This is a genomic window from bacterium Scap17 (genome assembly GCA_013376735.1).
Lineage (GTDB): Bacteria > Pseudomonadota > Gammaproteobacteria > Pseudomonadales > Halomonadaceae > Cobetia.
Genome location: VINJ01000001.1, coordinates 2,315,525 through 2,328,507 on the forward strand (window position 1 = coordinate 2,315,525; position 12,983 = coordinate 2,328,507).

General features: G+C 62.3%; 11 protein-coding genes. 2 read left to right on the plus strand and 9 right to left on the minus strand.

Annotated elements, in window-relative coordinates; translation table 11 throughout:
- Positions 1 to 57: 57 nt before the first annotated feature.
- From FLM52_09935 to FLM52_09950, 4 genes are all read right to left on the minus strand, one after another.
- Entirely contained in the window at positions 58 to 597 is a 540-nt protein-coding gene (locus tag FLM52_09935) for a hypothetical protein (GenBank protein ID NVN56107.1), read from the minus strand.
- 182 nt (positions 598 to 779) lie between these two features.
- Positions 780 to 2,030 carry an S-methyl-5-thioribose kinase gene (gene mtnK, locus FLM52_09940; GenBank protein ID NVN56108.1) on the minus strand — a complete coding sequence of 417 codons (1,251 nt, stop codon included), beginning with the start codon at positions 2,028 to 2,030 and terminating at the stop codon, positions 780 to 782.
- Positions 2,031 to 2,273: 243 nt separating this feature from the next.
- Positions 2,274 to 3,701, minus strand: coding sequence for a cardiolipin synthase (gene cls / locus FLM52_09945; protein ID NVN56109.1), 1,428 nt, complete (start codon positions 3,699 to 3,701; stop codon positions 2,274 to 2,276).
- Between the two features lie 216 nt (positions 3,702 to 3,917).
- Complete coding sequence (locus tag FLM52_09950; protein NVN56110.1) at positions 3,918 to 5,423, minus strand: fumarate hydratase; 1,506 nt, start codon at positions 5,421 to 5,423, stop codon at positions 3,918 to 3,920.
- Positions 5,424 to 5,770: 347 nt separating this feature from the next.
- On the opposite strand from FLM52_09950, the gene FLM52_09955 reads away from it, so the two are divergent.
- Both FLM52_09955 and FLM52_09960 read left to right on the plus strand, forming a co-directional pair.
- Positions 5,771 to 6,769 (plus strand): N-acetylmuramoyl-L-alanine amidase, encoded by a 999-nt coding sequence (locus tag FLM52_09955; GenBank protein ID NVN56111.1) that lies wholly within the window; start codon positions 5,771 to 5,773, stop codon positions 6,767 to 6,769.
- A gap of 337 nt (positions 6,770 to 7,106) precedes the next feature.
- Positions 7,107 to 7,346, plus strand: a complete 240-nt coding sequence (locus tag FLM52_09960) for a hypothetical protein (GenBank protein NVN56112.1) — start codon at positions 7,107 to 7,109, stop codon at positions 7,344 to 7,346.
- Between the two features lie 142 nt (positions 7,347 to 7,488).
- On the opposite strand, the gene FLM52_09965 is transcribed toward FLM52_09960, so the two are convergent.
- From FLM52_09965 to FLM52_09985, 5 genes are all read right to left on the minus strand, one after another.
- A complete protein-coding gene (locus FLM52_09965) occupies positions 7,489 to 8,190 on the minus strand; it encodes an ABC transporter ATP-binding protein (protein NVN56113.1) in 702 nt (233 codons plus the stop codon).
- Positions 8,191 to 8,264: 74 nt separating this feature from the next.
- Positions 8,265 to 8,996, minus strand: a complete 732-nt coding sequence (livG, locus tag FLM52_09970) for a high-affinity branched-chain amino acid ABC transporter ATP-binding protein LivG (protein ID NVN56114.1) — start codon at positions 8,994 to 8,996, stop codon at positions 8,265 to 8,267.
- A 151-nt stretch (positions 8,997 to 9,147) separates the two neighbouring features.
- Positions 9,148 to 10,473: a high-affinity branched-chain amino acid ABC transporter permease LivM gene (gene livM, locus FLM52_09975; protein ID NVN56115.1), complete on the minus strand. Its 1,326-nt coding sequence runs from the start codon at positions 10,471 to 10,473 to the stop codon at positions 9,148 to 9,150.
- Complete coding sequence (gene livH / locus FLM52_09980) at positions 10,473 to 11,393, minus strand: high-affinity branched-chain amino acid ABC transporter permease LivH (protein ID NVN56116.1); 921 nt, start codon at positions 11,391 to 11,393, stop codon at positions 10,473 to 10,475. Before livH ends, livM begins: the two co-directional genes overlap by 1 nt.
- Positions 11,394 to 11,650: 257 nt before the next feature.
- On the minus strand, positions 11,651 to 12,754 hold the full coding sequence (locus FLM52_09985) for a branched-chain amino acid ABC transporter substrate-binding protein (protein ID NVN56117.1): 1,104 nt from the start codon (positions 12,752 to 12,754) through the stop codon (positions 11,651 to 11,653).
- Between the last annotated feature and the right edge of the window lie 229 nt (positions 12,755 to 12,983).

Consider the following 12,983-nt stretch of genomic DNA (forward strand, 5'->3'; position numbering starts at 1 on the left):
AAGCATGGCTTGCGGGGGCGTTTCGTGTACCGCATGACATCAAGAAAACGCTATCGCTCAGCGCTCGCCCTTCAGCCACTCGAGGTTGATCTCGTGCTGACCGTTGTCATCGGTGATGAAGATGGTGCCTTCGGAGATCATCACGGTCCACTTGATGTTGCGTGGCAGCGACTCGGTGATGGCGTCCAGCGAACCTTCCGGCACGGCCGCGATGTTGAGGTTGGAGAGCCCCGCCACCGCCGGCACGACCTTGGTTTCCCACACGCGCAGACTGCCATAGGCCAGCAGCGAGGTACGCTCGGTGCGTCGCGAGCACCAGGTCAGGCGCTCGGCATCCGGCTGACCGACTTCGATCCAGTGCAGGATACGGCCATCGAGGCTCTTTTCCCACAACGCCGGCTCATCGACATCGGACAGGCCGCGACCGAACGCGATGTTCTCGCTGTACCAAAGGGCGTGGCCCAGCAGACGCACGCACAGGCGCAGTTCGGTTTCGGAGGGATGACGCGCCACGGTGAAGCGCAGGGTCTCGTAGACGCCGCGATCCAGGTCGGTCAGCGACAGATCCACCTTGTAAGGCGTGGAAGACAGGGCCATGAAAATCTCTTCTTGAAAAGGCAGACGTCTTGGAAAGGCGATGGCAGGAAGTCACTCTCCTGATAAAGCACCATGCTCCTCGACTGAACCACGCGCGTGGCAGGACAAGCGCGTGGGTACGGAGCGCAGAGTCTACCCTAGCCGGGCCCTGAACGCCCGACTCCTGCCTGGCATGCCCGCCCTCAGGCGAGGTGACGCGCCACCAGGGCATCGATGGCATCGATATCGCTCAGGCTTTCGCGCGCCATGATCAACTCGCGCCCGAGTGCCAGCGCCCGCCGCTCGGCACGCGCGCGGGTGGCCTCATCGCTGATGGATTCGAGTTCCAGAATATGCGCAAGCCCCACAGTGCGGCGAATCAGCTCACAGCCGGCGTAGCCGAGTGCGTCACGCAAAATGCGAGACAACAGACGCTCAGCCACGCTCGGCGCAGCGAAGCTGGCATCCGGCGAGTGGGCGGCCTGCTCACGAAACTCACGAGCGAAGCTTTCCCAACTGGCGACCGCCTGGGCACGCAGCTTTGCCACGTAGTCACGCTTGTCGCCCTGCTCGCCCTCAAGTTCGGTATGCGCACAGGCCGCCAGCCACAGTGCCGCCAGCCAGCTGCCGATATCGAAGCCCGCCGGACCGTAGAAGCCGAATTCCGGATCGATGACCTTGGTGCTGTCTTCCCGCACGAAGATCGAGCCCGCATGCAGATCACCATGCAGCAGTGCTTCGGGCGCGGACAGGAAACGCTGCTTGAGCTCGGCCACTTCGACTTTCAGGGCGGCGTCCTGCCACAGGGCTTCGGCATCCGCACGCAGCGCCGGATTGATGCTGTTGCGTTCGTGATCGCAGAACGGATCGATGAAGAACAGGTCTTCGGTGATCTTGCACTGATCGGGATTGATGAAACGGGCGACGCGCGCCTTCTTGTCGTGGGCATCGAGAGCCAGATCGCTGCTGCGATAAAGCGTAGTGGCCAGAAAATGCCCCATCTGCTCGCCCAGCCGCGGCAATGACGCGCGCTCCAGGAAGGCATGGCGCAGATTGCGGTGATCGCCGATATCTTCCATCACGATGGCCGAGCGAGCTTCATCAAAGTGATGAAGCGCCGGTACCAGGTCCGGCGCACAGTCGGCCTCGAACTGCAGGGTTTCCGCCTCGATGCGCACACGCACCAGCGACAGCGGCCAGCTTTCGCCGATGATGCGCACCCAGGGCAGTCCCTGCTTGACGATCACCGAGGCGGAGCGGTCCGGCGTGCAGACGCGATAGACATAGTTGATGTTGCCGTCGCCGATCTCTTCGACCTGAAGTTCTTCAGCGGTCGCGAAGGCCGGATAGCGTGCGCCGACATGCTGGCGCGCGAAGGCGATCACATCCGCATTATCGCGAAACTGATAGTCGATGGAGGGCGCAGTGCTAGCGGTGGAGTCTTGAGCAGTCATGGCAGGTCTCAGCGCTGAGTCATGAAGTCGCCGGCCTCGGTGTCGCTTGGCGTGCGTGGCACGTGAAGCACCTCAAGGCTCTCACTTTATTCCAGATAGAAATAAGAAGGCGATCAGTTATAGCGAGAAGATGCCTGCTGGCGCGACGATTGGCAAGACCTGCCGAGTGAGTTTTGCTCAGCTCGGCAGGCGCTTGTCGCATGCAGGGCTTAGCATGTAGGACTTCGCATGCAGGATGCTGCATTACTGGATGGGTGCCAGCAGATAGGCCGCGCGCGAGACCAGCTTGCGCCACATCGGCCGTGCATCCAGCTCTTCGCAGCTGATTTCACGACAGTGACGGAAATCTTCCTCGAGCATCGCCTCCACTTCCGAGGCGAACTGGTGATCAGGCACGAACGCCGTGATCTCGAAGTTGAGGCGGAAGGAGCGATTGTCGAGATTGACGGTGCCGATGGTCGCCGTATGGCTGTCCATCAACATTACCTTCTGATGCAGGAAGCCGGGTTGATAGCGGAAGACACGCACACCGGAGCGAATCATCTCGGACAGGAACGAGAACGCCGACAGGAATACCAGCAGGTGATCGGGACGCTCAGGAATCATCACCCGCACATCCACACCACGTAACGCTGCGATCTTGAGCGCATCCTGCACGCCCTGGTCCGGCACGAAATAGGGGCTGGTGATCCAGATGCGACTGACCGAGGAGTGAATCGCCTGCTGCACCAGCAGACTGGCCGTCTCGCGGCGATCCGCCGGGCCGGAAGGCACGATTACCACATGCTGACACTCGTCACAGCTGATCTGCGGCTGCCATTCGAGCGACAGCACCTCACCGGTCGCCCAGTGCCAGTCTTCCCAGAAGGCTTCCTGCAGCCCCATCACGCTGGGCCCCTCAAGCTTAAGATGGGTATCGCGCCAGGCGCCATAGCGCTCGGAATGGCCCAGATATTCATTGCCGACATTCAGCCCGCCGACGAAGCCGACGCGGCCATCGATGACGGTGATCTTGCGGTGATTGCGGAAGTTGATCTGGAAGCGATGGCGCCAGCCACGCGAGGAGTTGAAGGCGCTGACCTCACACCCCGACTCCAGCAGATCATTCAGATAGCCATCGGGCAGCTTGCGCGAGCCGATCTCGTCATACAGGAAACAGACCCGCACGCCGCGTTCGGCGCGGTTCATCAACTTCTGCTTGAGACGCACCCCCAGTTCATCGTTTCGCACGATGAAGAACTGGATCAGGATGTAATCCTCGGCGGCATCGATGGCATGAAACAGCGCATCAAAGGTGTGCTCACCATTGATCAGCAACTTGGCGCGGTTGCCGGTGGTGACCGGCATCATCGCCAGACGCTCGATGGCATCCAGATGGGTGGGGTTGCCGCCCAGCGGGCGTGACAGCCACGGCGACAGCTTGGGCCGAAAGCGCATCAGCACACGGCGCATGGTCGAATCGCGCTCCTCACGAGCGCTGACGTATCCATAGAAGCGTGGACGTCCGAACACCCAGTACAGTGGCAGCGCCACGTAGGGGAACGTCAGCAGACACAGAATCCAGGCAATCGCCCCTTGAGAAGTGCGGCTCGACATCAGGGCCATGACGGCGGACATGGCACCGAGGATATGACTGGTCAGCAGTAGAAAGCCGAGTAGCCAGGCGGTCATTGCAACTCCATTGCAGACGTCAGGTTGCCAGAGTATGCCACAGCAGCGCGCGCAACGATGCCGTTGCATTGGCGCTCGTGAAGATGTCTTGAGCGCCACAAAGCCAAGAACCCCGCCGATGAGTGATCACGGGCGGGGTTCTTCAGGTCATCTCACAAGGACACTTGCCACAAGGACGCATGCCACAGGACATGACGATTCATCACTCGGCCGTCATCAGGCGCGGCTGGCGATGATTTCCTTCCACTTGGCCGGGCCGGTCTGGTGAACGGAGACACCCGCGCTGTCGACGGCCACGGTCACCGGCATGTCTTCGACCTCGAATTCGTAGATCGCTTCCATGCCCAGGTCTTCAAACGCCAGCACGCGTGACTTCTTGATCGCCTGGGCGACCAGGTAGGCAGCGCCGCCGACGGCCATCAGGTAGCTGGACTTGTTGTCACGGATGGCGTCGATCGCGGTCGGGCCACGCTCTGCCTTGCCGACCATGCCCAGCAGGCCGGTCTCTTCCAGCAGGGTGCGCGTGAACTTGTCCATGCGGGTCGCGGTGGTCGGGCCAGCCGGGCCGACGACTTCGTCACGGATCGGGTCGACCGGGCCGACGTAGTAGATGAAGCGCCCCTTGAGGTCGACCGGCAGCTGCTCGCCGCGTGCCAGCATCTCGGTCATGCGCTTGTGAGCCGCATCACGGCCGGTCAGCAGTTTGCCGTTGAGCAGCAGGGTGTCGCCCGGCTGCCAGCTCTGCACTTCCTCGGGCGTCACGGTGTCGAGGTTGACACGCTTGACGCTGTCGCCCGCTTCACGGGTGATTTCCGGCCAGTCCTCGAGCTTGGGTGCCGGCAGTTCTGCCACGCCGCTGCCATCCAGGGTGAAGTGCACGTGGCGGGTCGCCGCGCAGTTCGGGATGATCGCCACCGGCTTGTTGGCCGCGTGGGTCGGGTAATCCATGACCTTGATGTCGAGCACGGTGGTCAGACCGCCGAGGCCCTGGGCGCCGACACCAGTCGCATTGACCTTCTCGAACAGCTCGAGACGGATCTCTTCGGCACGGTTGGAGGCACCACGCGCCTGCAGCTCCTGGATATCGATCGGCTCGAGCAGGGACTCCTTGGCCAGCTGCATCGCCTTCTCGGCGGTACCACCGATGCCGATGCCCAGCATGCCGGGCGGACACCAGCCAGCACCCATCTTCGGAATCTGCTCCAGCACCCAGTCGACCACGGAGTCGGACGGGTTGAGCATCGCGAACTTGGACTTGGCTTCGCTGCCGCCACCCTTGGCCGCGACGTGGATCTCGACGCTGTCACCCGGCACCAGCTTGTGATGGATGATGGCCGGCGTGTTGTCCTTGGTATTGGCACGCTTGCCGTCCGGGTCTGCCAGCACGGAGGCGCGCAGCACGTTGTCCGGCAGCAGGTAGGCGCGACGCACGCCTTCATTGACCATGTCGTCGAGACTCATGTCGGCCTCGAAGCGCACGTTCATGCCGACATGAACGAAGACGGTGACGATACCGGTGTCCTGACAGATGGGACGATGACCCAGGGCACACATCCGGGAGTTGATCAGGATCTGCGCGATGGCATCCTTGGCGGCAGGATTCTCTTCACGCTCGTACGCCGCGTTCATGGCGTCGATGAAATCCTTCGGATGGTAGTAGGAGATGTACTGCAGCGCGTCGGCGACGCTCTGGATCAGGTCATCCTGGCGGATCACGGTCATCAGGATCGGCTCCTCAAGGGCAAGCGATGGGAAAGACAGACACACTGGCGCGCAGGGCACAGGGGCGATTACTGTTGTCAGGCACGGCAATCGCGCCGCCACGGGGCGAGCGTCAGGTCAGGTGCGCAGGATTATACCTCATGCGAGCACTCGGCGGCAGAGCGAATCCTGCAACCCGCAAGTCATGAGAATTCAGCAGGTTACAGCCCAGTCTGCGCAAGGCTCTCCCACCCTGAGCCGCCTGCTTCGCTGCCGGCAGTCGGCTGCATCGCAAGGCGACTGACGCCGTCCCGTTGCGGTACCGTCCTGTCATGCAGACTCCCTTTATTAACCACGATGACCACTCAATGACGCCACGCAACTGTTCCTCACGCCCCTATTCATCACCCCCCTATTCACCACGTCCCTGCTCGCCACGCTTCTTCTCGTCACGCGTCTTTTCGCGACGTCTGCTGACGCTGGCCGCTGCCACGCTTATCGTATTGCTGGCAGGCTGTGGCACTCAGCCGGGTTCCGCCGCCGGTGACGGGAGCGATACCTTCGACTGGGTAACATCTTCTCCCCCAGGCAAGAGCAATTCGCGGATTCGCCATCTGGTGCTGCACTACACCGATGATGATCTGCGCGGCTCCCTGATCAGTCTGACCGGCTCTCAGGTCAGCGCGCATTATCTGCTGTCGCCGCCGATGCCCGAGATCGGTCTGCCGCGCGTCTATCCGCTGGTTCCAGAAGCGCGCCGTGCCTGGCATGCCGGCGTCAGCCAGTGGAGTGAGCGCAGCAATCTCAATGACACCTCCATCGGCATCGAGATCGTCAATGCCGGGCCGCAGGCATTGGCACCACGGCAGGCAGGCGAGCAGGAAGATGCCAAGGCGGCGGTCGCCAGGCGCTGGTCCCCCTCGCGTGACTTCGCGCCGTGGAGCGAGGCGCAGATCAGCGCACTGATCACGCTGATCAAGCCCATCATCGCGCGCCATGGCATCAAGGCGGTGGATGTCGTCGGGCATTCGGACATCGCCCCTGAGCGCAAGACCGATCCCGGCCCGCGCTTTCCCTGGCGACGTCTGCATGACGCCGGCATCGGTGCCTGGCCACACACCTCTGACGTGCAGTGCTTCCAGCGCCAGCTGGCAAGCGAGGGTCTGCCATCACATGAGGATCTGCTCACGGCGCTCACGCACTACGGCTATCCGGTGGACCATGCGCGCCCTGAATTGGCGATTGCCGCGTTCCAGGCACATTTTCGTCCCGGGGCGATCAGCGGGGCCTTCGATGCCGAGAGTGTCGCGATATTGCTGGCGCTCAACGCACGTTACCGTCAGTCCCCCGGCTGCCAGCCGACCTGAGATCGCCAGATGTGGGAATCGGGCAGACATCTAAATGCTACCTCCCTGTCATGTTTTTGACGCAGCATCGGTTCGTCCTTGACGCGTTAAACAGATTTGCATGGCAGTTTGGAGACCGCCGTCTACTCTGGGATGAGGCATGACCAGAGAGGGTCATGGACAGACAAGCTAGCAACTGGCTCGGAGAAGCCGGAATACCCCATCACAATGAGGTTCATCATGGCTGACAACATTCTCAGTGCAGTACCTGATACGGCAGCAGACATGACAATACCCGCCACATCCCCCGGCGCTCGGATTCGTCGTCTGTGATGACAATCGTATCTACGGCGCGGGCATGAGCGAAGAAGACTGCCTCGACAACACCCTGGAGTGCCTATGTGGTTTCTGTGAGCGCAGCGCGCTCAAGAAGATGCTGGAATTGTGCCAGGCCGGCGTGCGCTACCCCCTGCGCCAGCTTCCCGCCAGCCAGGCATGCGTCAACAGCTGCCAGGCCTCGGGCCCCACCGATCATTTCCGCATTCATGACGGCGTCGCCTATGCTCCGGAAGAGTTCGTGACACCTCTCACGGCATAAGCCATTCACGCCACTTTTACCCGCCCCCTGCATCGCATCCTCAAGAAAGCGCCCCTGCCACCGAGGTTTCAGTGACAGGGGCGCGCTCTGTTGCATTGCCTTCCTCTGGTGAGGCGCGGCAGCGAATCACGTGCCAGGCCTCTCAACCGCCGAGATAGGCGCGACGCACGTCGTCATTGGCCAGCAGCGCCTTGCCGCTGTCCGCCAGCACCACGCGACCATGCTCCAGCACATAACCGCGATCGGCGATCGACAAGGCACGATGGGCGTTCTGCTCCACCAGGAAGATGGTAGTGCCCTGCTCGCGCAGCTGCTCGACGATCTCGAAGATCTGCCCGATCACGATGGGTGCCAGCCCCAGCGATGGCTCATCGAGCAACAGCAGTCGCGGCCGACTCATCAGGGCGCGTCCGATGGCCAGCATCTGCTGCTCTCCGCCGGACATGGTACCGCCGCGCTGCTGGAAGCGCTCCTTGAGACGCGGGAATAGCCCCAGCACGTGCTCGATGCTGCGTTCGTTCTCCTCCTTGCTCTGGTAATAGCCGCCCATGGCCAGGTTTTCCTCCACCGTCATGCCGGTGAAGATGCGGCGACCTTCCGGCACCACCGACAGCCCACCGCGCATCACGCGTGCCGTAGGCGTGCCGGTGATCTCCTCGCCCTCGAACCACACCCGCCCGCTGGTCGGACGCGGATCGCCACAGATCGACATCAGAAGCGTCGTCTTGCCGGCACCGTTGGCACCGATCAGCGTCACGATCTCACCCTGGCCGACAGCCAGCGAGACATCATTGAGCGCCTGCACCGGCCCGTAGTGGGTGGTCAGATGCTCGAGGGCCAGCATGGCCTCCCGGGGCGCGAGTTCCTCATCGCCAAGCGTGGCCTCGGGCGTCACGTCTTCGACATGCTCACTCATGATCACTCTTCCCCCAGATAGGCCTTGATCACGGCATCGTTGCGCCGTATGTCCTCCGGGCTGCCATCCGCCAGCGGCTGGCCCTGATTGACCACGTAGATGTGGTCCGAGATGCCCATCACCAGACTCATGTCATGCTCGATCAACAGTACCGAGATGCCCTCATCGCGTGTCAGGCTGACGATCAGATCATCCAGGTCCCGTGTCTCGTTGGGATTGAGGCCCGCCGCCGGCTCATCCAGCATCAGCAGCCGCGGCCTGGCGACCATGCAGCGCGCGATCTCGAGTCGACGCTGCTGGCCATAGGCCAGATTGCCGGCCTCGCGATTGGCGAATTCGAGCAGACCGACTCGCTCCAGCCAGTCACCGGCATGCTGCATCAGCGCCTTTTCACTGCGTCGATAGCCCGGCGTCTTGAACAGTCCCTTGAGAAGATTGCGTTCGGCGTGCATGTGCTGCGCCACCAGCAGGTTCTCGACGACGGTCATCTCCTTGAATAGCCGCACGTTCTGGAAGGTGCGCACCATGCCGGCCTGGGCGATGCGATAGCCCGGCAGGCGATGCATGGCGCGGTTCTGGAAATACACCTCACCACCGGTGGGCTGATAGAAGCCTGAGATGCAGTTGAAGACGGTTGTCTTGCCCGCACCGTTCGGCCCGATGACCGACACCACCTCGCCCGGATGCACCTGCAGCGTCACGCCGTCCACGGCCTTGAGGCCACCGAACTGCATGGTGAGATCGCGCACATCCAGCAATGGCGCCCCACCCTCGGCGCGCGCCTGACGACGCGAAGAGGCCACCGGTGTCGGATTGTCGAGGTCTTGCCTGTCGCGGACCTGCTGGTCACGAACCTGCTTGTCATGGACCTGCTTGTCATGTGTGTCAGCCACGGTCGAGCTCCATCTGCGGTCGTTTGAGCGGCACCAGGCCCTGAGGACGCCAGACCATCATCAACACCATCATCAGCCCGAACAGCAGCATGCGATATTCATTGAATTCGCGTGCCAGCTCCGGCAGCAACGTCATGGCGATCGCGGCCAGGATCACGCCCAGCTGCGAGCCCATTCCGCCCAGCACCACGATGGCCAGAATGATCGCCGACTCGATGAAGGTGAAGGACTCGGGGCTGATGAAGCCCTGTCGCGCGGCGAAGAAGGCGCCAGCGAAACCGGCGAAGCTCGCACCGATCGTGAAGGCCGAGAGCTTGATGCCGGTGGGGTTCATGCCCAGCGAGCGACAGGCGATGTCATCCTCGCGCAACGCCTCCCACGCCCGCCCGATGGGCATGCGCAGCAAGCGGTAGATCACGAACAGCGTGATCAGCACCAGAATCAAGGCCAGCAGATACAGGTAGATCACCTTGAGGGCCGGGTCATAGTCGATGCCGAAGAACTCATGGAAGGCGATGTTGCCCTCGTCGGCTCGCCGCGAGAACTCGAGATTGAACAATGTCGGCTTGGGAATGCGCGCGATGCCATTCGGGCCGCCGGTCAGCTCGGTCCAGTTGTTGAGCAGGATGCGGATGATCTCGCCGAAGCCCAGCGTCACGATGGCCAGGTAGTCACCACGCAGCCGTAGTACGGGGAAGCCAAGCAGATAGCCGAACAGCGCCGTCATCAATCCGGCGATGGGCAATGCCTCCCAAAAGCTGAAGCCCAGATAGCTGTTGAGCAGCGCATAGGTATAGGCCCCGACGGCGTAGAAGCCCACGTAGCCGAGATCCAGCAGCCCGGCGAGCCCCACTACCACGTTGAGCCCCAGGCCCAACATGATGTAGATCAGCGTCAGAGTGGCGAGGTCCACCGCCGATCGGTTGGAGAGGAACGGGAAGATCAGCAACGCACCGATGGCCAGCATGATCCACAGCTGACGCTTCTGACCGCTCATCACATCCGGGACGCTGAAACGTGAAGGTTTGCGCGTGCGTGCACGCCACTCCTCGATCTGCGGACGTACCAGCTGATGCAGGAAGACGGCCAGCGCCGCGGCCAGCAACCATCCCCAGGTGTCCATGCCCATCAAGCGTACCGTGGTGGTGATGCCGGTGGACTCGAGCTGCACCCCCAGTACCGAGCCACCCAGCACGAGAGTCAACACGGCGGCCGCAAGTGCCGACCACCAGGGCCGCCGATAGGAAGGCTGTGGCGGAATCGTCTCGGCGGGCGAGGTACCCGCTGTCTTCAGCGTCTGTTTCGCAAGCTTGGGCATCAGATCTTCTCCACTTCGGGCTTGCCGAGAATCCCGGAGGGACGGAACAGCAGAATCAGGATCAGCAGCCCGAAGGCCACCACGTCCTTGTATTCAGTCGACAGGTAACCGCCGGTCAGCGCCTCCGCGACGCCCAGCAGCAGGCCACCCAGCATGGCGCCGGGGATGCTGCCGATACCGCCCAGCACCGCTGCCGTGAACGCCTTGAGGCCGGCCAGGAAGCCGATGTAGGGATTGACCACGCCGTAGTACATGCCGAGCAGCAGGCCCGCCACGGCGGCCAGCGCCGCGCCGATCACGAAGGTCACCGAAATGATCATGTCGGTATTGATGCCCAGCAGACGCGCCATGCCGGCGTCCTGCGAGCAGGCACGACAGGCACGCCCCAGCCGCGAGCGCGAGATGAAGGACGACAGCAGCAGCATGCACACCAGGGTGACGGCGAAGATGATCACCTGCATGTAGGACAGATTGACCGCAAAGCTCTCGATGCCGAATTCCCAGCCGCCCGGGATCAGGCTGGAGATCGCCATGTCCCGCGAACCCTGGGCCAGACGCATGTAGTTCTGCAGGAAGATCGACATGCCGATCGCCGAGATCAGCGCGATCAGACGCTTTGAGCCACGTACCGGGCGATAGGCCACCCGCTCCACGGCAAAGCCGTAGGCACAGGACACCAGCACCGCCACCAGCAAGGCGGCCGCCATCAGAAAGAAGGGGTTGGCGATACCCAGCATGCCCAGCGCCGCGATGACGATGAAGGTCACATAGGTGCCGATCATGTAGATCTCGCCGTGGGCGAAATTGATCATGCCGATGATGCCATAGACCATCGTGTAGCCGATGGCGATCAAGGCATAGGTACTGCCGATGGTCAGGCCATTGATGACCTGTTGCAGGAAGTAGAGGATGTCTTCCATTGAAACGACCCTTGGCCGCGACTGTCGTCGGCTTGTGGCCGGTGACCGTCAGGGAAATGCCGCATGCGCGGCGACAACGGGAAGGCACGGCGATATTGCATCACCGTGGACTCGACCGAACGGAGCAGCCCGCCATGCCAGGTGGCATGACGGGAAGCGTCTCGGGGGTGATCCACCACGGTCACATGAGGTCTCGAATGAGATGTCACGTGGCCGTGGCGAAGGCTGGGCTCAGACGAGCAGAGGCCAGCCGATGATCAATGTGCCGCTTCGCTCTTGGTTCCGTCGGCGTGCCAGTTGTAGACGACGAAGTTGAAGTCCTTCAGATCGCCCTTCTCGTCGTATTCGACCTTGCCGATGGGCGTGTCGAAGCTGTTGGCGCGCAGATATTCGGCAACGTCATAGGGGTCGGTGGAATCGGCGCCCTTGATGCCATCGGCGATCAGCTCCACCGCGGTGTAGGCCGGCATAACGAACGGCCCGGAGGGGTCCTGATCCTTGTCCTTGAAGGCCGCGACCAGATCGGCGTTCTTCGGGTCTGTCTCGAAGGCCGGCGGCAGCGTCACGTAAAGCCCTTCGGAGGCCTGACCGGCAATCTTGGAAATGTCCGGGTTGCCGACCCCTTCCGGGCCCATGAAGGGGGCATCGAAGCCCAGCTCACGCGACTGACGCAGCAAGAGGCCCAGTTCCGGGTGATAGCCTCCGTAGTAGACGAAGTCGACATTCTCCTTCTTGAGCTTGGAGATCAGCGCCGAGAAATCCTTGTCGCCTGCCGTGATGCCCTCGAACAGCACCACATCGATGCCGGCTTCCTCGACGGTGTCACGCACGCCGGTGGCGATGCCTTCCCCGTACTGCTGCTTGTCGTGGATCACGGCCATGTGCTTGGGCTTGACCGTCTCGGCGATATAGCGCCCGGCGACCGGCCCCTGCAGGGAATCCAGGCCGATGGTGCGGAAAACCAGCTCATAGCCCTGCTCGGTGATGGTCGGGCTGGTGGACGCCGCCGTGATCATCATCACGCCTTCCTCGGCGTAGATGTCCGAGGCCGGCTGGGTCGCGCTGGAGCACAGGTGGCCGATCACGTACTGGACACCGTCATTGACGATCTGGTTGGCCACCGCCACCGCCTGCTTGGGATCACAGGCGTCGTCGTATTTGACGCCCTTGAGCATCTCGCCGTCGATGCCACCGGCGGCATTGATCCGCTCGATGGCCATCTCGGCACCGATGAACTGCATGTCACCGTACTGGGCGACCGGCCCCGTGACCGGGCCTGCCATGGCGATGGTGATATCGGCCTGAGCCTGGGTGGACATCGCCGCGGCGATACCGAGAGCGAGAAGAGACCTGCGCATCATGATGAGAATTCCTGTTCCCGATTATTGTTGTACTACTGTTGTTGCACTACGGCCGGGCAGCCCTGACTGACGCCTGGTGGCAGCGCTGGGCTGACCGAAAAAGGCTGGCGACAGTGTCTGTCATTCGCTGACCTTGTGCGCCGCTGCCAGCCTGCAGGCAGGGGATCGACACGTCAGGAATGCCTTGAAAGCATTATTGGCAGCAGCGAATACGCATGTAAAGTGACCG

What these genes read in the sequence shown, in the direction of transcription:
- FLM52_09935 (NVN56107.1), bottom strand. Translation starts at nt 597, where the DNA reads ATGGCCCTGTCTTCCACGCCTTACAAGGTGGATCTGTCGCTGACCGAC.
- mtnK (NVN56108.1), bottom strand. Translation starts at nt 2,030, where the DNA reads ATGACTGCTCAAGACTCCACCGCTAGCACTGCGCCCTCCATCGACTAT.
- cls (NVN56109.1), bottom strand. Translation starts at nt 3,701, where the DNA reads ATGACCGCCTGGCTACTCGGCTTTCTACTGCTGACCAGTCATATCCTC.
- FLM52_09950 (NVN56110.1), bottom strand. Translation starts at nt 5,423, where the DNA reads ATGACCGTGATCCGCCAGGATGACCTGATCCAGAGCGTCGCCGACGCG.
- FLM52_09955 (NVN56111.1), top strand. Translation starts at nt 5,771, where the DNA reads ATGACGCCACGCAACTGTTCCTCACGCCCCTATTCATCACCCCCCTAT.
- FLM52_09960 (NVN56112.1), top strand. Translation starts at nt 7,107, where the DNA reads ATGAGCGAAGAAGACTGCCTCGACAACACCCTGGAGTGCCTATGTGGT.
- FLM52_09965 (NVN56113.1), bottom strand. Translation starts at nt 8,190, where the DNA reads ATGCTGGCCCTCGAGCATCTGACCACCCACTACGGGCCGGTGCAGGCG.
- livG (NVN56114.1), bottom strand. Translation starts at nt 8,996, where the DNA reads ATGCAGTTCGGTGGCCTCAAGGCCGTGGACGGCGTGACGCTGCAGGTG.
- livM (NVN56115.1), bottom strand. Translation starts at nt 10,473, where the DNA reads ATGCCCAAGCTTGCGAAACAGACGCTGAAGACAGCGGGTACCTCGCCC.
- livH (NVN56116.1), bottom strand. Translation starts at nt 11,393, where the DNA reads ATGGAAGACATCCTCTACTTCCTGCAACAGGTCATCAATGGCCTGACC.
- FLM52_09985 (NVN56117.1), bottom strand. Translation starts at nt 12,754, where the DNA reads ATGATGCGCAGGTCTCTTCTCGCTCTCGGTATCGCCGCGGCGATGTCC.